This window comes from Citrobacter sp. Cy070, from assembly GCF_030332245.1.
Classification (GTDB): domain Bacteria; phylum Pseudomonadota; class Gammaproteobacteria; order Enterobacterales; family Enterobacteriaceae; genus Citrobacter; species Citrobacter youngae.
This window is the reverse complement of record NZ_JAOWIG010000054.1, coordinates 1-19411: the sequence shown is the minus strand read 5'-3', so window position 1 is coordinate 19411 and position 19411 is coordinate 1. Positions and strand designations below refer to the sequence as shown.

Below are 19411 nucleotides of genomic sequence, written 5' to 3'. Positions count from 1 at the left end.
ATTGAGAAAACAGCCTCTTTTTGTCCCCTTTTTTCCTTCGTCAGCAGACTCAGTCGTTCGATAATAAAAACAGACCAACACAACCACTGAGGTGTTTCATGTTAGCGATTATCCCGGCAGCAGGCACTGACAAGGTTTTTAAAACCTCCCTCAAACACGTGCTCGATGAGGACTTCCTGTTTGCAATGGCTTCAAAAGCAAGCGCGACGTACATTTCATCCCATATCAGCGATGACGGTGAGGGCACAGTGTTTTTCAGTCTGAGCGACTGGGATAACCTCAAGCCTTCCTTATCGGCTGATGGCTGGGATGGCGATACGATGCCCGGCTTCATTGATTTGCTGGATGCAATCGCAGCGCAGGGCTATAACACCGTCGAATTCCACATTTCTCACCCACTGGTGGTTGGCGCGGTCTGGTTCACCGATGAGTATTACTTCACGGTTACCCCGCTGGCGTATGACCTTGCCACGCTGGATGGTCAGTTTGTTCTGCCGGATGGCTCTTCCTACCGGCTGGATGACCTTGATGAAGTCAGCTATGACGAAATGACCGACTACTTTGACGGCATTATCGAAGTCGATGGCGATACCATGCTGGGTGTAAAGCGTAACGACGATGACACCGTAAACGTCAGCAAAATCGAAAGCTAACCCCTCCTCCCCGGTGTCGGTATCCGCCGCGCCGGGCTATTTTCCTGCCATCATCCTCTGGAGTGTTTCATGAAAGACCGTTTTTATCTGGTCAGCTTGCGTGACACCGTTGGTAGCAATACCGCTTTTCATAGCCATCACGGCAGAGGTTACAGCACCGATCAGCGTAATGCCCGGGTTTACACCCGCGAGGAAGCACAACGCGCATGGAATACGGGACGGGAGTTTGACCTGCCGGTTGATGCCGATGCAGTCGACCGCCATCTCGTGTTTCATGTTGATCATCAGTTTGTACCGGGAAAAACCATTCTCTCCGAAAGCGCCACCAAATATGTCGGCTTCGTTAATGGCCAATGGGACGGAAACGATCTGTTCTGGCTGGCTGATGCGGGTACTACCACGGATTTTTCCCTTGCCAGAGTTTTTGACTCACCACAGGCAGATAGACCTGATGTCGTCTGGTTACCCCATCACATCCCTGACGCTGCAAAGCGCCCTACCTTCAGTGTTGAGCGGATAGACCGCCGTAAAATGACGCAGGGGGCCGGTCTGCTGATGCCTGCCTGGCTGAAACGCCAAAATCGCCGACAGTCAAAGGGGCTGACTCGCTGGAATTGCCCCGGGTGTGGCCGTATTTCATGGCAACAGAATCCGTATGATTTTGATGGTTGCCGGTTCTGCATATAGTCAACTACCGCGAGAGGCCTCTATGTTCCGATTATTACAGAAGTGGTTAGTCAGGTTTACCTGTCAGGACGATATAGATTGTATGTCGACCCGGCGCTCTGCGGGCGAGTTCTGGCTGGAAATAGATGCCCGTCGTCACTGGATTTTCCTGGACATCGACGGTGTACTCCACCGGGCGGAAAACGGGTCACTGGAGTTTATGCCTGTGCTGGATCACGTGCTGACGCAATGCCCGCAGACGGGAATTATCCTTTCCACAAACTGGCGTACCGGCGTACCCCGGGAGATGGTGCTGAGTCATTTCCCTGCGGGTATACGCGATCGGATTGCTGGACTCAATCCCGATCTGGATGGGCTGGTGAATAACCACGTGCGTTATCACGAATGCATGGCGGTCGTTAAACGGTTCGGCCTACAGCATTACACCTTCGTGGACGATACCGCTCGACTCTTTCCAACTGACTGCCCTGCCCTGTTCCTGACTCACCGGCACGAGGGGCTGAATGCAACGCAGGGTAGCGCTTTGATAGACCGGATTCGGTTAATGAAATGACCGGTTTAAGGCTGAATACAAATTATTAATGAGGATGCGTTATGAATGAAATCCCACAATACGTCTATGACCTGATCGGTATTTGCCTCTTTGTTGGAATGTGGGTCGGAGGCGTTCTGCTTATTTGGTTTATTTTCTCTAATGGAGAGAGCGACGAATAGCCAGGCAACTGGCGCAACTGATGTTGCAGGATGGCCCCAACAATATCTTACCTGCTTACGCTCTGATTACCCGCGCAACGCTTCGTCAGAAGCGGAAAGCTGGGATAATGAATATATCCCGTATACACCAGGCTATCCCAATGAAAATTACTGTGTTTACTGCCCCTGATTGTCCGAAATGTCGCATGACGCTTACCCGCTTTTCTCTGGCTGGGGTGGACGTGAATGAGATCCCGCTGGTGGACAACGCAGATCTCGTTCGCCTGACACAAAATACCGGTGCGCCGCTGGTGGTGGTGGTCAACGATTCGGGCCGTGTGACGGGTTGGGGTGGGTTCCGGCCAGATCTTATTGCGACAACTGCCAATGGCTGGAGTGTCGGGTCACTCGATATCCCCCCGTCGCTGGTTAATCACGTCCTTCACTGAGGTAAACGCCATGCACAATATCTCTGTCGAAATCCCTGCGGCCCTCGGCGTACATCCTCCTTCAGGAGCGGATGTCGTGCTTATAGACGATCTGAATAACGCCCTCGCCGGTGCTGGCTTACCGCAACTGAAGATAGAGCCGATAACGTGGACACCGCCATCAGGCCGACCGGTGATCTACCGGTCTGAGGTTCCCGATATCCTGCGCATTGCAGGTATAAACCCTGACACCTCTGACATGGTGAAAACCTTCTGTTCCGGGCCACTGCCGATTGACGATAACGAGCTGGATGCCCTTCTGGAGATGCGCGAACGGGACGGTCATAGCGAAAGCTTCAGGATCGCGCTCTGTGGGGCGCTGGACGCGATTCTCATTCGACTCTACTCAGCAGAGCGTCAGCTTCGTTGAAACGCCAGTAAAGACGCTGGTGGCCTCATATGAGGTATCAATCGGCTCGGTTCCGTCTCAATAATTTAAAGAGAGCACGGTATATGAGTCCTGAAGAAGAAAAAGTGCTGCATCAGCGGCTGATACAGCTTGGCGATATGATGGGGGATGGCCTGCACTATGAGCGCGACGGTCAATGGATCACCCGGGAGTACAAAGCCACGTTGCGGGCGCTGGGGCTTTTGAAGGCTCCCAAGCGTAAGCATAACCCGACCAAAACACTCGCTGTGGATGAGCGAATGGCACAACGTGTGAAGGACGTAGCCTGTACCCAGTGCGCCGGGAAACTGAAACAGGTGCGCTCCGGGTCTCTGAAAGCGCAATGCACCCGGTGCAAAACCAAGTTCACCCTCCTGAAAACCATTAAGTAACTATACCCGCAGCTGGTGGTCACCCCACCAGCATAAAATATACCCGAAACTGTGACACCTGCGCTTGCCTGCCTCAATGTCGTGATAGCTGACAACCCCCACGAAGAAAACAAACCTCACACCTGCGATCGTCGTGATGCAACGATTTTGTCGAGCCAATTATATGAAGAGACTGTTATGAAAGACTTCCATTTCCTGTATGTCGAACTCCTGGTCGAATTGCTTCGACTGGTCAATTTTCTTCTGCCGTTGTGGTTTGGTAGTTGAAAATAGCAGGTAATACCCGGGCAAGACCTTCCCGTTTTTTTAAAATAAAAGGGCGCACATAGCGCCCTGTCAGAAAGGTATTTTGAAGCAGCAGACTACTTACGAAACTCCCATTGTTTAATCAGCTTTTTGACAAACGTCTCGCCATAGATCTCATGTGACTCCATGTATGCACAAAGCTGTATCAGGGTCATCATGCCATCGCGAAGGGTATCGCATGACTCGTTACGGCAATAGGCCGTGAGTTTGTACATATTCGCCCCGCAAACGTCCGGGTTGTAGAGATTAACAATCAGGCTTGCCGCGAATTTCTTTCTCTCTGCGATAGCGCCCAGATAAGCCAGCTCCCTTTTCAGGTCTTCCGGGATAGGTGTGACAGCACACGCTCGCGGGTTCAGGTTTATCTGGATATGGTCAAAGTCGAGTTCCTGCATTGTCCTGGTTCCTTCTGCTGATATTCGGTATCCGTCTGCCGGGCCACACGATTCTGCATGTAATGCCCTTCATATCACCATTGTACCGGATACCTGCAATTTGCCCCGTAACTACCGGTGCTGATGATAAAAAATATCTTTATTTTGCGAACGATATACACCAGTCCGTCCTGATTTCGTCAGCTGAATTGTGCCGGGTAAGCTGGTTGCCATGTGAGTGACCTAATGGAGAACACCATGCAGCACACTGCAACCACACACCCGCAACCGGCTAACACCGTGAGTATCGTCAGTACGACCTACGGTCAGACGCTGGTGGTACTGAACGGGAAATGTCTCTACTGCGCACCACCAGAGCGAGGAGACGAAGCCCGGCAGCTGGCATCAACCACTGCCGGGGCACTCAACGTGCCGGTCGATGTCGTCCACCTCGATACATTTGCTACCGATACAACCGAAAGCCAGCTGATGGCCCGCTTTGAAAACCAGAATGCCGGGCCGTGGTATAGCCATGCGTTTACCATCGCGTTCAGTGTTGAATACCCGGCGAAGAGTAGCGATGACATTCCACCAGCGGAATTACACCGTGCATTGATGAAGCGGGCCAGAGAGTTTACCGGTGATCTGGATGCGCTGGTGGAAGCCTGCGGGGCATCTTATGACAGTTATCAGATGGGGTAACTCCTGCTGGAAATGACCGCATTCTGCTGGCGTTTTCAATGAGATATCGCCAGCCGCTTTGGTAGAGTTTTCCAGATAGCAAGCGAACATCATAGCCAGTGGCAAGAGGTAAACCTATATGAATTCTGTCTGTCTTGATTACGAGAAAGTGGATTTTCTGGCGAATCTCCTGATCCCCACCCTCGCCAGACACCCCATCAGTAACAGTTTCCCGGAGCGCGGCCTCGCACTTAAGGAAAAGCACCCTGAGCTGGTGGGCTGGCCCGAGCGCAAACTGGGTGAAGTGGAAAATTACCAGAATGCACTGTCCAGACAGCTACCGAGCCTGAACAGCATGTCCTTGCCGGAGTTTATCGACTTCATTCTCACCCCGCATGTCGCGGAGTATGTTCTTGAGCAGGTTGGCACTCCGCTTGCTGAAGAAACCATGCAGCTGTTTATGGCGAAAGTGAAGGCATAACGCGGTTTTCAGCCCCATATACTCCAGATCATAACCGGCCTTAATGGTCGGTTTTTTTTGTGAATTTTCTGCCCCGAAAGCCTTCGTCACCTGCGGGGAGCGTGGTTAACTGGTTATGTAAACAAAACGAACAACACACATAACTACAGGGGTCTACCATGTTAAATCCAGCTATCTGCGCCATGTTCATGTTTCAGGGCTTCCAGCATGAAGTCTCCCGTCTGACCGCATTATCAGTGGCTAATCCTATCCCCCTCACCTTCAACTGTGACAGCGTACAGACAATGATCTGTGAAACGCTGGCTGGTGGCGAAATTGAATGTGCTCACTGGATGTTGGATGCCGCAGAGCAGATCTGTAAAGCCTGCGAACCTGCGTATCAGGCATCTGAAGAACCGGGAGTCTGGTACTACGACATTGCTGAACGTCTGGGCGCTGAAGTGGCCTGCCGTTGCGTAAAAGGTGATATCAGCACTGACCAATTGGTCGCTGTTGCAGTTAACCTCACTGAGTCATGGAACACGCTGAGCGAAGACAGCAATCAGGAGCCTGATTGCGGATCATATGAAAATACCGTCAGGACGTTGGTAGAACGTGCTGATACAGCAGAAGCGGCTTGCGTAGAAGCAGTCAGAATCCTTGATGGTGGTGAGCGGCAGGCGTTATCAAAGGCGATAGCAATTCTTCGCCCTGTGGCCGCAACGTTGCAGTAGATAGTGGCAGAACACCAATACACACAACACTCACTACAGGAAAATGACCATGAAACTCACCGTATCGACTCGCCCGGTAAGAATTGAAGGGAATTATGTCTCTGTCGTCTTTAATCGTTCCCATAACTCCATGCCGGAAACAGCAGAGGTTAAAAATGCCGATCAGGCGCGGGCATTCATCAACGATTACATCGCCCGTAATATCAACGAAACGCCGATGCATCTGGTGCTGACAAAAGAGGGCCGGGCATTTGGCGGGTTCGACGCGCTGAATAGTAGCCTTCCGCCCGCGATTGAATCATCAACCCGTTTGTAATGACTGACTGGTGGCGCTCAGTGAGGAGCGTCACCCGGCATCACGGAGGGAGTTGCAAGAGTTCTGATTAGCCTTTCCTGACCCACGCCCAAAGCATCGCACCCGCCAACACCGTCAGCATCAGAGCAAACACGGAACCAACCAGACTCGCATCGCCATTCTTGCCGGAGTAACCGCAGGTTTGAGATGCGTCACCAACTGCCTGACAAATTGAATCGGGATCAAGTCCCCAGTAGACAAAGGCGAACAAGGCAATTACAGAGATAAACGCTTTAGCGACTTTCGCTTTCTGAATCATCAGAGACACCTCAGTTCGTCAATGCCGGGGAGTTGCCTGTGTGTTATTTCAGGCGGGAATCAAACCGGAACGGAATTTTCTTAACCGTAGCCATCAGGTCAAAGAGTTCAGGGTGTGCCGGATTCAGCAAGTAGTTAAATTCAACCGGAGACAACGCACTTGGAATACGCAGCGCGATAGAAGAACCGCTTTCAGCCCAGTTATCACCGTAGAGCGCCAGCTCAGCAGGAGCATCCTCACTCGCCCAGTTATCAGGGAGACGGCTCATGTCGAAGGTCTGGATCTGATCATCCGGTACATCAAGACTCAGCAGTGTAAAGTCGTCCAGTAACTGCGGCGCGTGAATGTGTACCAGCGTTTCAAGCATGGTAAGGCTGGCCGTTTCAGACAGGTAGACCATTGCAGTGCCTACGCTGTTCCAGCGGCCCCCCGCTTCTTTCGCACCCAGACCAGACCACGCAGTCATCAGATAACGGGTCTTGGTCAGTCGGTAAAGGATCACGAGTATACCCCGTGCTCAATACGCGTAATCAGGCGCATCACTTCAAGCGCACCTGTCTCAGAAGAAACAAGCTCTGCCGGTGATTTCCAGCTCAGACCACGGTTCGCTTCGTTCAGCCATTTGTGCGCCGCTTCTTTGTCACCTTCAAACAGCTCTACAGCGCGTTCAATTACGCGGATAATGCGCACCAGACGTTCGCTCTGATCGGCAGTGAAACGGTCTTTGATGCTACGATTAAACGTCGTATTAGGTATACCCGACATTTTGCGCAGCTCAGACGGCGTGATGTTAGCCCATTCAGAAATGTGCTTAGCTACTGTGCCATCGAGACCGTGATTGATTTTATCCATCAGCGCGATACCGTCATTATCCAGCCCAGCAACCTGCCATAAGCAGTGCTGATTCGTTTTGGTAACGTCTGGAGAAAAAACTTTCATCGTCATAACTAGCCCTCCCATTTGGTAATTCAATTATACCATATGGAACACTAACGGCAATCTTTTAACCATCAGACAACCTCAGCGCCCTTCGTCACCAGCCCCACCTGCCAGATAATAGGTCAATAACGACAAAACTATGACAGGGGGCATCATGCCGAATCTCTTACGTTATGACCAACTGGACTCCTCACGTCAGCCAGCAGCGCGGGCATCAGCCGCTAGTGGCGAATTATGGTGTGCCCGCAACAACGTAAAAAAGCAGGCGGCAGCGTCAAAGGCCGCAATTCACCAGGCAATCAATGATCAGCACCGCATTACCCGGCTGCGAAACACCTTTTCGCTCGCGAAGGATATGCGTGAAAAGCCGGTCGTCTGGATTGAAAAGCGCATCCTCGAAAATCTGTGCATGTTCAATGAGCAGGGCGATATGTACCTGTTCACGCAGCAGAACTTTGTCAGCAAACTCTGAACCTCCGGCCCGGCTCGTCGGGCCATTAAAAGGAAACCGATATGACAGACTTCATTGATAAACTGGCAGCGAATGGTGTGGCCTTTACCCTTCAGGACGGACGAATCATCGTTGAAGGCGATCTTCGTGTCGGGTTTACGCTTGAGCCAGAAGATCCGGCAATTCCCTGCGACTATATTCCCGCGAATCTGACCGTGACGAACACCCTGACCATTCTGTCGGGCATTCATAGCATCCCTGCCGGGCTGGTGGCCCGCAATCTGTTTATCAGCTACTCTGAGCTGGAATCTCTCCCTGACAACCTGACCATTACCGGTACGCTCATGGCGAATTCTTCACGTCTTAAGTATCTGCCGGAAAATCTGACGGTGGGCCGCGTTCTGGACATCATGTGTACTGATATCGCCTATCTGCCGGATACGCTGAAAGTAGCTGGCAGTATGATGCTGTCAAACACCCGTATTACCACTTTGCCGGATAACCTGCATCTTGAAGAAAATCTGGCCCTCGAAGCCATGCCGTTGCAAGCGTTGCCAAAAAACCTGAAAGTGGGCCACAGCCTGTATCTGGATGCTGTGGCTCTGAAGCGGATCCCTGAGTGTATATCGTGCCCCGTGATTAACCTGGTTAACCCTGGTAATTTTGAAAATGTCGCGTCAGTCACCGGTATCGGCGGAAAGCCTAACCGCCATGTCTATGCGCTACGTACAGCGCTTGGCGTTCGCGTATGCATGTACGATTTGTCTGTAGACCCGGAAATATTTGGTCTGCTGGTACGTGGCATCTATGATGAACCCACGGCTGAACTACTTGATAAGGCCGCACAACAATGTATTCAGCGTCTGGAGGATATGTATGCTTCTGAAAACGCAGTTCGGCACTGACTCGGGTATGATTTATACCCGGAAGGTGTATCTGCATTACACCGACACTGACGGGCATTCACGCAGCAAGCTGATAAAAGGTTACTACTACCCGGGCGAAGTCCCGGTTGAGTCGTTTTCAGAGCGGGCACTTGCTCCTGGTATGCGCCAGCTGTTGAGTTGCCGCTGCGGCGCAATAAACTGGGTCGCAACTGGTGGTATCAACGAATACCAATGCGACTGCTGCGCAAAGGAAATAACCGTTTACTGACGGTCTGCACGGGGATACCGTTCGACCGGCATACCCATGACAATAAGAGCAGGTGCTAAATGACAAAAGAAGAATCACAATTTTATGCTGGTGCAATCTGGGCCGCATCGACCATTTACCGGATGCATTCTGACTCGGTGGTAGCGAAAGATTTTCTCCGTGAAATTAACGATCTGGATGTGGCAGCAAAATGTGGTGCTGAGTACGACGTTCTCCCATTACGCCTGTTTGTTTTGCGCGATTTACCATTGGGCCACGATGCGGATTATGAAGCCATCAGCTTCGGGCCGGTAGACCGTCACGGCAATATCATCTGCGATCACTCTCAGACTTCGGTCACCGATATCTCCGGCCAGCGAGCGTATGGGGTTTATGCCCGCCGTGCGGGTGAGTCGAATCTGACGCTCATCGACAATCTTGATGATGAAGAAGAAGCCGAACCACTGGCGAAGGTGCTGGCTGAACAGCTCCAGCAAATCAAAGAAGGTCGCTACGATATTTAAGCGTTAGACCACGTACTGCTGGTGGCAATACACTGGCGATTAAGGGGGTTAAGTGACTTAAATGATCCACTGACCTGTCTGTGTAAAGCCTGTTTATCCCAAAGCCGTCTGGTTCACCAGGCGGTTTTTTTATGCCCGGAATAGCAAGCACAACACAAAACGAAACCGATATTATCTTTCTGAAAATACAGGGCTTTTTATGCCCTGGTTTTCTTCGTCACCTGAGTCACTCACCAGATACTGGATACAGAAGCCACAACATGTAACCCGTTATCAGGAGCGACCCATGAAAGCACAAGCTGTTCGTAATCACTCTTTTGGCTCACTGAAGCTCAGCGCAAGCAATGCGGCAGCAGCCGCGCTGGCGCACCCGGTAACCCATTTCTTCATGCTGTTCGCCATCGTGATGTACCTGGTCTATGGCGGTGTAGTACTCGGCATTAAGCCGTAGCATTCCCTGTGGCCGGTCGCCCAATCGGCTTTGCCTCCAACCCTTCTGGAGGTAGTTGTTAACTTCCCCGGTAAACCGGGGATTTTTTTACCCGTAGTTCCAGCGTTCGCCACTGGAGCTAAAACCCACCAGAGCGAATTCCGTAACATAAGCGCTTCTTCTACGTCCGATCAGTACCTTACCCTATGAGCAACCCGTCACACTCTGCTAGCCTTCCTCCCGGAATGAACGACACTCTGATGTCCCTATATATCGAACCGGATATGCCTGGTATCGATGATCTCGTTATAACAATTATTCGGCTTCGGCGTGAGGGCTGGACAGCATCTGAACTGACTTTCCGTATACTTTCGTCAGTTGCATATCAGGTGATTCCTCCAGAGGCGTTTACCGACCCTAAGCATCACCTCCTGAAAGAGTATGTCAGTTTGTCCCGTGAGTTCGGCCTAGTAAGCGGGGCAAGACATAATGCTCACCTCCGTGGTGTCATTCGCAGAGGGATAATGTCGGGAATAGATAGAGCAGAGGTAATACGCCGCGTTCTTTTCTCCCCGCACTATTCAGAACATGAGGAAGATAACCAATCTGATTCGTTCCCTCGTTCGTCGTAACAACCGGGTGGCATTAACGCTTTTTCCCCGAATGTTCCGGTACAAAGCCTTTGGCGTGGTTGAAACAGGATCTGGTTATCCGCGACGGCCTGAACATCAGGAATCCAAAGTTTGTCTACTGGCAGGATATCTCAGAGTCCAGGAAGAAATTCGTGCTTCTCAGGCCCGTCTGGCTTTACTAAATACTGAAATCGAAAAGGAGAATGCTCAGGAGTACGCACGTAACAAAATTCCGGCATCACGGTTGGCTCACTTCAGGCTCTGGTTCACTCGCCGATTTGGTAATGACACATCCCGTTTGATTGAGTCCGTGGACACCTACTGCGAGGAGCAGAATCCAGTAATGGATGAGCAACCGGCTGTATTGCCATTACCACGCGGTCACCTCCCCCATGCAGATATCCGTATGCGCTCCCCGAGCTTCCGCCGAGAGGTTAGCGTTCGCGATGTGCATGTCCAGTCTCAGTTCCGTGAGTTGGTGGATAAGAATTTCGGAAGCCTGTGCGCGGTATCGGGCAAACACCTCAACGGTGTGCTGGAGGCAGCACATATTGAACCAACATCCGTAGCAGGCTGCTATAACGCCAGTAACGGCATTTTGCTATCACCAACATTCCACAGGCTGTTTGACACAAACATGATGGGTATTGATCCTGATACACTACAGATTCACTTCGCCAGCGGTATAGAGTTCCCTGAGTATGAAGGGGTCTGTATAAAACCGTTGTTCTACAATCTGGATAAAAACAGGCTCGGGGCAAGATGGCTTGAATTTAAAGTGAAATCACCTGCGGAGTAAGCCCTCTCCCCTCTTCCATCTCCCTGCCCTATCCAATCTATTTATTGGAAAGGCATAGCAGCATGGAGATAAGTAGCACACAAGTAACTCACCGATAATTCACATAAAAACCATATCAAAACAAATCAATCAGTTTATCGCATTTCCTAGCGCACTTTTAATTCACATTTTATGGACTTTTAATCCAATCCTCTCCTGTTCACTTTGAATTTAAGTGATATCAGTGAATGATAAGGTACGAATAATTCACTAAATAACAACTATGTAAATTCAACAGCATAAAAACCAGAGCGCTATCTTCGGACTGGTTCCAGTAATTGATGGTTTGAGTCCGGCCCGCATGTCATACTGATTTATATCTTTCGTGTAGCCCTGCGGTAGGCACGATTTCATCCCAATACATCCAGTGGCATGTGACTATATGATCGACCAAGCAGAGTTAATGAAGAGTGTTTTAGCGGTTCTGCAAGCCAGAAACGTGTCATTATCAGAGAGCCCTACGCGAATTCTGATGATGCTTCCAACACGGTTACGCGTGAATGTCACTGTAATCGATGCTCAAAATGAACCGTTAACCGCGACACTGATGCTGGATCAGGAAGGTCAAGTGACCTGTAAGCTGGCAACAGACCCCGCTGATACCGTCGTTGATATCAGTCGATATAGAGTATGATTTAAATCTTCGCGTTCCAGCCAGCCGTTCCCAGCTTCGTTGTAGAATATTGCAATAAGCCAATCCCCAGCCAGCCCTGTAATGTAACCGAAGAAAATCGTGCGCAATGCGCACGTAAAAATGTCTGCCCGCCACGCGGGCAATCGCCGTCCAAAAGCTTCGCTCTCAAGCGAAGCAGGCACGACATGTAAATTCGAATAGAGCCCTCACGGGGCGATTAGGCGAATTCGCGGCCCGCTAGGGCAAAGTCTCAAAGCGTATGGAGGTTAACACCCCCAAAACGCTGTGGAGACTGTTGTGGCTTTTCGGAACTACGATCCCGAAGTACTGACTAAGGGTTGCGGCTGCCACCAGCCCGGCTATCAGGCGACCCAACAATTATTTCTCCGTATCACTTCGTCACCTGCTCAAGGTGATTGAAAATAGAATCACAATTAGAAAGCGGGGAACACACAATGAACACTCAGACAAGAATCAAATTGAAAGGCCTCAAAATCTATACTGGCATGAGCCAGGAAACAGTCTGCTTTAACGCTACTGTCCTCTTCGACGGGCTGAGCATAGGTACAGCTGATAATGATGGGCATGGTGGCGAAACTCGCGTACTGTTCGAACCAGGAAAAAAAGAGCTGTTCCGCCAGGCCGAATCATATGCGAAGGGTCTTCTGCCAATCTGCCTTGGCGAACACAATGGCAAGCCATTTCTCATAGACTCAAACCTGATTGAAGTAATCGACCAGCTTGTCAGTGACGAGGAGCGTAACCGGAAAACTAAATCAAGTTTCAAGAAGGTTTACCGCAAGAAAATCTGCGTCTTACGCGAAGGTAGACTTTGGACAGTGGGCTACAAAAGCCAGGCTCAATACGCTTCATACATCGCACAAATCAAAAAAGAACATGGCCCTGATATCGTTATCCTGGACGATTTGGAACATGATGAAGCTTTCGAGCTGTACAGTAAGCACTTATACGCCTGACCATCAAGCGTGGTAGAATTGGATAATTCTAGCGCAGAGGATCACTATGAAAGTTAAAGAGCTTATCGCCCAGCTTCAGCTACACGACCCTGATGCTGTTGTCGTAATTGCCGGATTTGAAACCCAGAGTACTGGACTGGTTGCCGAGGCCGATACTATTAAAGAATGCGTGACAGTTCCTGTCCAAGCGGACAGCATGACGGGTGACCGTTCGTTGGCAAAGGAGGGTTCACCTTCTGTCTGGTTGGGATGGGGGAATGATTACCGCACGGAGTTCTTCGTTAGTGCCATCAACGACCCGGACGAATTAGCCTAACTATATCGAATACCCAAGAGCCTCTACTTCAGAGGCTTTTTTATTTGATGGGTCTTACGGGAAACCTTGTCATTCATTTACCAATAGTTGCAGGGCGTATCCTCCAGCGCTAAGTCACTTAACCCCCTTAATCGCCAGCCAGCATCTCCGGGTTCTGCCCGACCCGTGGATTACTTAACACCCTTAATCGCCAGTCAGCCTCTCCGGGTTCTGCCCGTACCGTGGGTCACTTAACCCCCTTAATCGCCAGCCAGCCTCTCCGGTTTCTGCCCGTACAGTGGGTCACTTAACCCCCTTAATCGCCAGCCAGCCTCTCCGGTTTCTGCCCGTACAGTGGGTCACTTAACCCCCTTAATCGCCAGCCAGCATCTCCGGGTTCTGCCCGACCCGTGGGTTACTTAACCCCCTTAATCGCCAGTCAGTCTCTCCGGGTTCTGCCCGCCCCGTGGATTACTTAACCCCCTTAATCGCCAGAAGAGAAAGATGATGTGTCATTGAACTGCATTTCGAGATCGCAAAATGAAGAAAAAACAAAATAGAATGTTAGCGTCTCAATCTGATTGCCGTTACAATTATACGCATAGAGCGTCATTTTACGCATTATACGTAAAGTATACGCATATGCGTTTAAATTCATAATTCAGGTTTGAGGGTATGACGAGAATGAATCTAATAGATAAAATTGCCCTTGTCGGGCAACGCATGAAGTCCGAACAAATTTCATTGAAAGAATCGTTACTGGCTTCTTCCCGGGTATCTGTATCAGATGACAGTGTGGAGGGGGTAGATCGCCTTATCTATAACCACTGCCTGAATAAAAAAAATCTCTCCGACTTCTTTGGAAAATCTCGAGTTACCTTCAATAAAATTCTCGCTGATCTCGAAGAAAAAAGGCTGGTGGGTCAACCTATTTATCAGAACAAAAACCACCTTTATACCCGCTGGGATGTCCAGAATATTATGGATGCCCTGGGTTATCCGCGCTATAGAGATTACTACCAGAGCCGAACAATCATTGTTCAGAATCATAAAGGTGGGACAGGAAAAAGCACGACCTCAGTGGCTCTGGCTGTAGCAGCAGCACTTGATCTCCAGTTGAATGCCAGAGTTTTAGTAATTGAATGGGATCCGCAAGGCTCTATTGGTAGCGGTATGATTCAAAGCGTATCTGAAGACGACGTATTCCTGACTGCAATCGACGCAATCCTGGGCGTGTATGAAGAAGGTTCTGAATATAAAAAATACCTCGACATGGGTTACTCTGAGGCTGAAATCATTGAGAATATGCCGTTCTCAACCCATCTGCCAAATCTTGATGTAATTACTGCGTTCCCAACCGATGCGAGATTCAAAGATAAATACTGGCAGTGCAGTAAAGAAGAGCGCACTCAGTTGTTGCTACGATTCAAAGAAGTGATAATGCCAGTCCTGAAAGCTAAGTATGACCTTATTATCTTCGATACCCCTCCAGAAGACTCGCCAATTATCTGGGCCGCTGATGAGGCCGCTGACGGTATTCTTGTCGCAGTTTCTCCGCGAGAATACGACTATGCATCCACAACTGATTTTATGCTGACGATCAGTGAGCGATTCCGTCAGTCTCCCAATAAAGGTGAAAATATTAAATGGTTTAAAGTACTGGCCGTTAACGTCGATGATAAAAGCCCATACGAAAAAATAGTCCTCGATAAGTTAATTCGAACCGTTCAAGACCTGTTTATGGCAACCAATATCAAAAACTCTGAAGCATTCAAAGCAGCTGCGTCACGGGGTAGGTCGGTTCTCGATATTAAGAAATCTGAAGAGTTATGTTCACCAAAGCAGCTGGATATTGCCGAAGAATCCGTAATGTCCGTATATCAACAGTTTATTAATGAGATAAAGAGTTTTTCAGCGAAGGAAGGAGTTAACGCATGAGTGATGAACAGCATATCGGAAACGATAAATCGCGTTATCTAAATACGCCAAAGCGAACCGATGTAGGCCACCGTTCCGGGTTAGCTAACCTTAAGAGTCCCCCTCGCATTAAGAAACTCTTTACCCTTCATAACGGGCGAAAACTTGAAGCTGAGCACGTCACTGTAGCAGCTGAAAATGTCGCTACTGAGACCGCCGTTCACCCAATGAACCCGCGAAATCAGGAAGCGCTTACCACAAACGCAGTACGAGATATCCTGCAACAAATTGAGTCAAGGGGTGTTGATACTGAAGGTGTTGCCGTTAAACGTGATGGCGTGTACCTGCTTATTGAAGGTAGCCGCAGACGTTTTTGCTGTATTGCGGCTCAAAAAGATCTGCCTTTATGGGTGCTACCAGATGATCTATCAGCTGAGGACATCAAGGCGATTATTACCGCTGCACAAACATCACGCCGATTCTCATACCGAGAGGTTGGGCTTCAGTATCTGGAACTAATGCAGGAAAAAGGATTCACCAAAAATGAAGAGCTTGCCCTCTTTCTTGGCATAAGCCATGTGTCAGTCTTTAAACGTATTCAGGCGGCGCGTATTGACGGTTCGTTGATAGCTCTGTTCCCGGATTATGAAGGTATACCAAACTCCTTCTACAGCCGGTTGTCCAAACTTCAGAAATACGTAGAGAGCAACCTTTTCATTCTTGCAGATGTAGTTGATAGGGTGAAAGAAGAAATTGCTAATCTGGACATCAGTGACATCCCGGAAGCGCAGAAAATTGTCATGGCGCAGATCACAAAGGCGGTTGAATTACTCGATCAAAAGCCACCTGCAAAAAGTTGGGAAACCCGTGATCTGGCTAATTTTGCTAATAAGGACAAATACGCCCGTATCAGCAAAAATGCATCAGGCCGTAAAGTTCGCTTTGAATTTAACCGAATGAGTACCGAGCTCATGGCAGAAATTGAAGCATTTATTACGGATAAACTGAGTAGCGAAAAATAACAATTCGCCATTGCTTGATTATCGAAACTGCACCTCCTGGTGCAGTTTTTTTTTGGCCGCAAACCTATTCGTCAGGAGGAGACACCGGTTGATAATAGGAAAAAAACAGCTCATGAGGTGGCTATGCTTTCGGAAAAAATTGTAACCCTGTTTTCAAATGACGCATTAAAGCGTTTCACGATTCTTGAGGCTTACGCCGAGCTAAAACGTCAGGGTACTTTTAGCGTTTTCCTTTCGTTCATCGATCCTCGTACTGATTGTCTCGTAGAGGGTAACTTTCAATTCTACCCGAACCCCGTTAAGACCTACTCAAACATGGGAGTATGCTATCTCACTGAACATCTTGGGCTAACGTTAAAAATCCCAAGCTCTATGGAATGGTGGGCTACACATGAAAAGTCAACATTTCATAACCAAGACATCACCTATCTGAAGGAGGGTGAATACGTAAAGGCAACCATTAAACTGGAAATAGGCTCGCGGATCAGAGTTCCTAATGCGTTCGAAGTTGCCCCTTCCATGTGAACTTAAGGCATATCAAAGTAAATTACTGACGAGGACGGCTATGGCACTCACGATAAAAACAGAAACACTAAAAGCTACCACAAGCCCAACATTTGAGGCTTTACGTAATCGTTATAGCCACCGTAGTTCTGACGATGAGATTGCCGTCGATCCGCTATGTTTATCTCGGGATGATCTGAATGAACTTTTACAGGCATGTCGTGGTGATGGAGAGTCAAAAAATCGACGAGCTCTTGAATCGATCATCACTGCACTGGAAGGTGATTTCGATAAGCCTGTGAGCAGTTTTCCGGCATTCGGTCGTGTGTTACTACAGTATCTGAAGTCAAATCGAATTGATGGCTGGATATACCGACGCGGTCATGACGGCAACCTGTACCCCGGTCTTGTTACAGCAATAAAAGAAGTAAAATCAGAAAAAAACTCTGACCGTCCCCCATCACTATTGTTACAAATCAGCTGGTATGGGTTCGGCGAATATTCGCACTCCAAAAAGGTTTACGGAACCCAGCTTACCGCCCTGAATTTCGAGCCTAATGAGGTGGCGCGGCGCAGTGTCGCTAAGACACTGGCCGACCGTGATATCTACCATGAAACGCATGAGCTGAAACAAGAGTACCTGGAACAACTAACGCGGTTTAAGGAAGTGGTCGACGGGCAATTTGGCAATCAGTTTAAAGCAACCGGCAGGGCTGTCAGAATGGAATCGTATAGCTACAGCGACCGGAATCTGGAAATAGCAGGGCATAAACTGATACACGATTTGCCTGATAGTGAGTGCGATGCCTACGGTGCAGAAGTGGAGTCGCCTCTTTTTGAAGATGACCAGTTTGGCCTTTTACCCGAAATTCCTGTGCAGCGTTATTTTGATCTCTCGCTGCAAGACTTTATCTGGATACATGCCAATAACGTAGAACCATACAAGTATGATAAAGAACTGCCAAAAAAGATGGTTTTGCCGGAAGACCACCGTGATTTACTCGATATACTGACCACGGATATCAGCGCTTTCACCAGCGATATTGTTGAAGGGAAAAGCGCGGGTAACATCATCATGTGCGTGGGCTCACCCGGACTTGGGAAGACATTAACTGCTGAAGTGTATGCAGAGGTCATTGAACGGCCCCTGTACTCAATTCATGCTGGCGCACTGGGAACCAACGCCGATGACATTGAGAAAAATCTGCGGACGATTCTGACCCGGGCTAAACGCTGGAACTGTGTCCTGCTTCTGGACGAAGCCGATGTGTTTGTCATGCAGCGTGGAGCATCACTGACTCAAAATGCCATCGTTGCGGAGTTCCTCCGTACACTGGAGTATTTCGATGGGTTGATGTTCATGACAAGCAACCGGGGTAGTGACATCGATGAGGCTATCATACCAAGATGCGCTGCAATCATTCACTATGATGTGCCGGAGAAATCAGATGCCCAAAAGATCTGGAAGATTATGGGTGAGAACTTTGGCGTGAACATTCCTGATGAACTGGTCAGATCACTTGTAAACACTTACCCAGAACTTCCACCACGTGACATCAAGATGTTGCTACGGCTCACGTTGCGAATGAGCGTGAAAGAGCAGGGGAGTGGTAGCATCCCGACACTGGATATTGTGCGGAAATGCGCGATGTTTCGTGGGATAGAACGAAAGGGAAAAGAAAAAGCCCTGTGATAACGATGCCGGGTTCGCCCGGCATACAACCTGCTGGCCCAGCCCAAAGCAATCCGAGTTCTTCAGCAAAAGCAGCAGCGTGTCGGAAATAACTGTGTTATAACAATTCAGGTGATCATGATGAGAAGTTGATAACAATGTTTAAGCTAAGTCCCATAAGAAAAAAAACAAACAAGCTGCATAAACTCCTTAATAACGGCTATCGTTTCGTAATCATGCATGAAGATGAAATTATTGAACCCTTCCGCTACGAAATAGAAGCCAGACGAAAACTATTCTTTGGCAGAAAACTCCTTTCTATTTCCGACCTCATCGACTCAATAAACGATAGTGTAAAAACCCAAGCAAAACGCGCCCCTTAACTATTCGTCACCTGAATAACTCCAGCTATGATAAACATTATTATCAAGCTTAAAGGTGATACTTATGAAACCGTTTGGGATTTTCTATTCAGTAGAAGGCTGCACTTGTTCACTGTGCCGCTCGCGTGGCTATCGTAAAAACAATGCATACGATAGATCTCTTCGTGTAAGCAAACACCGCGCCCGTCAGCAGGCCAAGCGTGAAATCCGCTCCGCCGTATTCAGCATCGACAATTAAGAAAGGTTGATGATAAATAAGAAGAATAACGAGGATAACAAATGACTGATGAAAACCAAATAAAGGTGCTGTTTTGCATTCTGCGTCGTCGATTCGTGGATTATGTCCCTGAGTTTGAAAACTGTGTAGAAGAACGGGAAGTCATCAATGAAACGCCGAAGGGTTACCGTATGTCCGTCTCCTACGGCACATCAGTTTACCTGCACGCGGATTATGAGTTTTTCGAATCACGTCAGGCAGCGTATCAATGGTGCGCCCGCCGTGTGACCGCTAGGGAAGGTGCGAACAAGTTCCTGATATGAGATCATCATATTCATCCGGAGCGCATCCCAGAGGGACATCATGAGCCAT

Annotated in this window: 30 protein-coding genes; 26 read left to right on the top strand and 4 right to left on the bottom strand. The window is 49.1% G+C overall.

The genetic code is table 11. From position 1 onward, the window contains the following. Positions 1-98 precede the first annotated feature (98 nt). From OGY19_RS08625 to OGY19_RS08600, 6 genes are all read left to right on the top strand, one after another. Positions 99-653, top strand: coding sequence for a hypothetical protein (locus OGY19_RS08625; RefSeq protein WP_007372288.1), 555 nt, complete (start codon positions 99-101; stop codon positions 651-653). A 69-nt stretch (positions 654-722) separates the two neighbouring features. Continuing rightward, positions 723-1340 carry a hypothetical protein gene (locus OGY19_RS08620; protein ID WP_007372289.1) on the top strand — a complete coding sequence of 206 codons (618 nt, stop codon included), beginning with the start codon at positions 723-725 and terminating at the stop codon, positions 1338-1340. A 22-nt stretch (positions 1341-1362) separates the two neighbouring features. Beyond that, the gene (locus OGY19_RS08615) at positions 1363-1893 is read left to right on the top strand and encodes an HAD domain-containing protein (RefSeq protein ID WP_016241557.1); all 531 of its coding nucleotides are present in this window, start codon (positions 1363-1365) and stop codon (positions 1891-1893) included. Between the two features lie 301 nt (positions 1894-2194). Continuing rightward, positions 2195-2482, top strand: a complete 288-nt coding sequence (locus tag OGY19_RS08610; RefSeq protein ID WP_016241556.1) for a glutaredoxin family protein — start codon at positions 2195-2197, stop codon at positions 2480-2482. A 10-nt stretch (positions 2483-2492) separates the two neighbouring features. Next, positions 2493-2891 (top strand): hypothetical protein, encoded by a 399-nt coding sequence (locus OGY19_RS08605; protein ID WP_007372292.1) that lies wholly within the window; start codon positions 2493-2495, stop codon positions 2889-2891. Positions 2892-2974: 83 nt separating this feature from the next. Beyond that, a complete protein-coding gene (locus OGY19_RS08600) occupies positions 2975-3301 on the top strand; it encodes a hypothetical protein (protein WP_007372293.1) in 327 nt (108 codons plus the stop codon). Between the two features lie 362 nt (positions 3302-3663). Here the strand turns inward: OGY19_RS08600 and OGY19_RS08595 are convergent, their stop codons facing one another. Beyond that, complete coding sequence (locus OGY19_RS08595; RefSeq protein ID WP_007372294.1) at positions 3664-4002, bottom strand: hypothetical protein; 339 nt, start codon at positions 4000-4002, stop codon at positions 3664-3666. Between the two features lie 237 nt (positions 4003-4239). On the opposite strand from OGY19_RS08595, the gene OGY19_RS08590 reads away from it, so the two are divergent. The 4 genes from OGY19_RS08590 (at position 4240) to OGY19_RS08575 (ending at position 6172) form a co-directional block, all read left to right on the top strand. Continuing rightward, positions 4240-4683 carry a hypothetical protein gene (locus OGY19_RS08590; protein WP_007372295.1) on the top strand — a complete coding sequence of 148 codons (444 nt, stop codon included), beginning with the start codon at positions 4240-4242 and terminating at the stop codon, positions 4681-4683. Between the two features lie 118 nt (positions 4684-4801). Next, complete coding sequence (locus tag OGY19_RS08585) at positions 4802-5143, top strand: hypothetical protein (protein ID WP_007372296.1); 342 nt, start codon at positions 4802-4804, stop codon at positions 5141-5143. 158 nt (positions 5144-5301) lie between these two features. After that, positions 5302-5856, top strand: coding sequence for a hypothetical protein (locus OGY19_RS08580; RefSeq protein WP_007372297.1), 555 nt, complete (start codon positions 5302-5304; stop codon positions 5854-5856). 49 nt (positions 5857-5905) lie between these two features. After that, positions 5906-6172, top strand: a complete 267-nt coding sequence (locus OGY19_RS08575; protein ID WP_007372298.1) for a hypothetical protein — start codon at positions 5906-5908, stop codon at positions 6170-6172. A 67-nt stretch (positions 6173-6239) separates the two neighbouring features. On the opposite strand, the gene OGY19_RS08570 is transcribed toward OGY19_RS08575, so the two are convergent. The 3 genes from OGY19_RS08570 to OGY19_RS08560 are packed head-to-tail and all read right to left on the bottom strand — an operon-like array spanning position 6240 to position 7409. After that, positions 6240-6470 carry a hypothetical protein gene (locus tag OGY19_RS08570; protein ID WP_007372299.1) on the bottom strand — a complete coding sequence of 77 codons (231 nt, stop codon included), beginning with the start codon at positions 6468-6470 and terminating at the stop codon, positions 6240-6242. Between the two features lie 43 nt (positions 6471-6513). Beyond that, positions 6514-6972, bottom strand: a complete 459-nt coding sequence (locus OGY19_RS08565) for an RES family NAD+ phosphorylase (RefSeq protein ID WP_007372300.1) — start codon at positions 6970-6972, stop codon at positions 6514-6516. Then, complete coding sequence (locus OGY19_RS08560; protein WP_007372301.1) at positions 6969-7409, bottom strand: Xre family toxin-antitoxin system antitoxin; 441 nt, start codon at positions 7407-7409, stop codon at positions 6969-6971. Before OGY19_RS08560 ends, OGY19_RS08565 begins: the two co-directional genes overlap by 4 nt. A gap of 154 nt (positions 7410-7563) precedes the next feature. On the opposite strand from OGY19_RS08560, the gene OGY19_RS08555 reads away from it, so the two are divergent. From OGY19_RS08555 to OGY19_RS08480, 16 genes are all read left to right on the top strand, one after another. Then, entirely contained in the window at positions 7564-7881 is a 318-nt protein-coding gene (locus OGY19_RS08555; RefSeq protein WP_007372302.1) for a hypothetical protein, read from the top strand. Between the two features lie 41 nt (positions 7882-7922). Then, on the top strand, positions 7923-8765 hold the full coding sequence (locus OGY19_RS08550) for a hypothetical protein (protein ID WP_007372303.1): 843 nt from the start codon (positions 7923-7925) through the stop codon (positions 8763-8765). Further along, positions 8737-9015, top strand: a complete 279-nt coding sequence (locus OGY19_RS08545; RefSeq protein ID WP_007372304.1) for a hypothetical protein — start codon at positions 8737-8739, stop codon at positions 9013-9015. Before OGY19_RS08550 ends, OGY19_RS08545 begins: the two co-directional genes overlap by 29 nt. Before the next feature lie 59 nt (positions 9016-9074). Beyond that, entirely contained in the window at positions 9075-9518 is a 444-nt protein-coding gene (locus tag OGY19_RS08540; RefSeq protein ID WP_007372305.1) for a hypothetical protein, read from the top strand. A gap of 286 nt (positions 9519-9804) precedes the next feature. Next, a complete protein-coding gene (locus OGY19_RS08535) occupies positions 9805-9969 on the top strand; it encodes a hypothetical protein (protein WP_007372306.1) in 165 nt (54 codons plus the stop codon). Between the two features lie 567 nt (positions 9970-10536). Then, positions 10537-11379, top strand: coding sequence for an HNH endonuclease signature motif containing protein (locus tag OGY19_RS08530; RefSeq protein ID WP_007372307.1), 843 nt, complete (start codon positions 10537-10539; stop codon positions 11377-11379). Between the two features lie 442 nt (positions 11380-11821). Further along, complete coding sequence (locus tag OGY19_RS08525; protein ID WP_172743054.1) at positions 11822-12052, top strand: hypothetical protein; 231 nt, start codon at positions 11822-11824, stop codon at positions 12050-12052. 455 nt (positions 12053-12507) lie between these two features. Next, positions 12508-13029: a hypothetical protein gene (locus OGY19_RS08520; RefSeq protein WP_007372310.1), complete on the top strand. Its 522-nt coding sequence runs from the start codon at positions 12508-12510 to the stop codon at positions 13027-13029. Between the two features lie 46 nt (positions 13030-13075). Continuing rightward, on the top strand, positions 13076-13345 hold the full coding sequence (locus tag OGY19_RS08515) for a hypothetical protein (protein WP_008786584.1): 270 nt from the start codon (positions 13076-13078) through the stop codon (positions 13343-13345). A 663-nt stretch (positions 13346-14008) separates the two neighbouring features. Further along, positions 14009-15262: a ParA family protein gene (locus tag OGY19_RS08510; RefSeq protein WP_007372312.1), complete on the top strand. Its 1254-nt coding sequence runs from the start codon at positions 14009-14011 to the stop codon at positions 15260-15262. Beyond that, positions 15259-16263: a ParB family protein gene (locus OGY19_RS08505; RefSeq protein ID WP_007372313.1), complete on the top strand. Its 1005-nt coding sequence runs from the start codon at positions 15259-15261 to the stop codon at positions 16261-16263. The genes OGY19_RS08510 and OGY19_RS08505 overlap by 4 nt, the downstream gene beginning before the upstream one ends. Positions 16264-16302: 39 nt before the next feature. After that, the gene (locus OGY19_RS08500) at positions 16303-16788 is read left to right on the top strand and encodes a hypothetical protein (protein WP_172745723.1); all 486 of its coding nucleotides are present in this window, start codon (positions 16303-16305) and stop codon (positions 16786-16788) included. Between the two features lie 40 nt (positions 16789-16828). Beyond that, positions 16829-18460 (top strand): AAA family ATPase, encoded by a 1632-nt coding sequence (locus tag OGY19_RS08495; RefSeq protein ID WP_008786582.1) that lies wholly within the window; start codon positions 16829-16831, stop codon positions 18458-18460. 137 nt (positions 18461-18597) lie between these two features. After that, a complete protein-coding gene (locus OGY19_RS08490; RefSeq protein ID WP_009653090.1) occupies positions 18598-18822 on the top strand; it encodes a hypothetical protein in 225 nt (74 codons plus the stop codon). Positions 18823-18886: 64 nt separating this feature from the next. Further along, positions 18887-19060, top strand: coding sequence for a hypothetical protein (locus tag OGY19_RS08485; RefSeq protein WP_009653096.1), 174 nt, complete (start codon positions 18887-18889; stop codon positions 19058-19060). 41 nt (positions 19061-19101) lie between these two features. Beyond that, positions 19102-19362 (top strand): hypothetical protein, encoded by a 261-nt coding sequence (locus OGY19_RS08480; RefSeq protein ID WP_246917680.1) that lies wholly within the window; start codon positions 19102-19104, stop codon positions 19360-19362. Positions 19363-19411 lie beyond the last annotated feature (49 nt).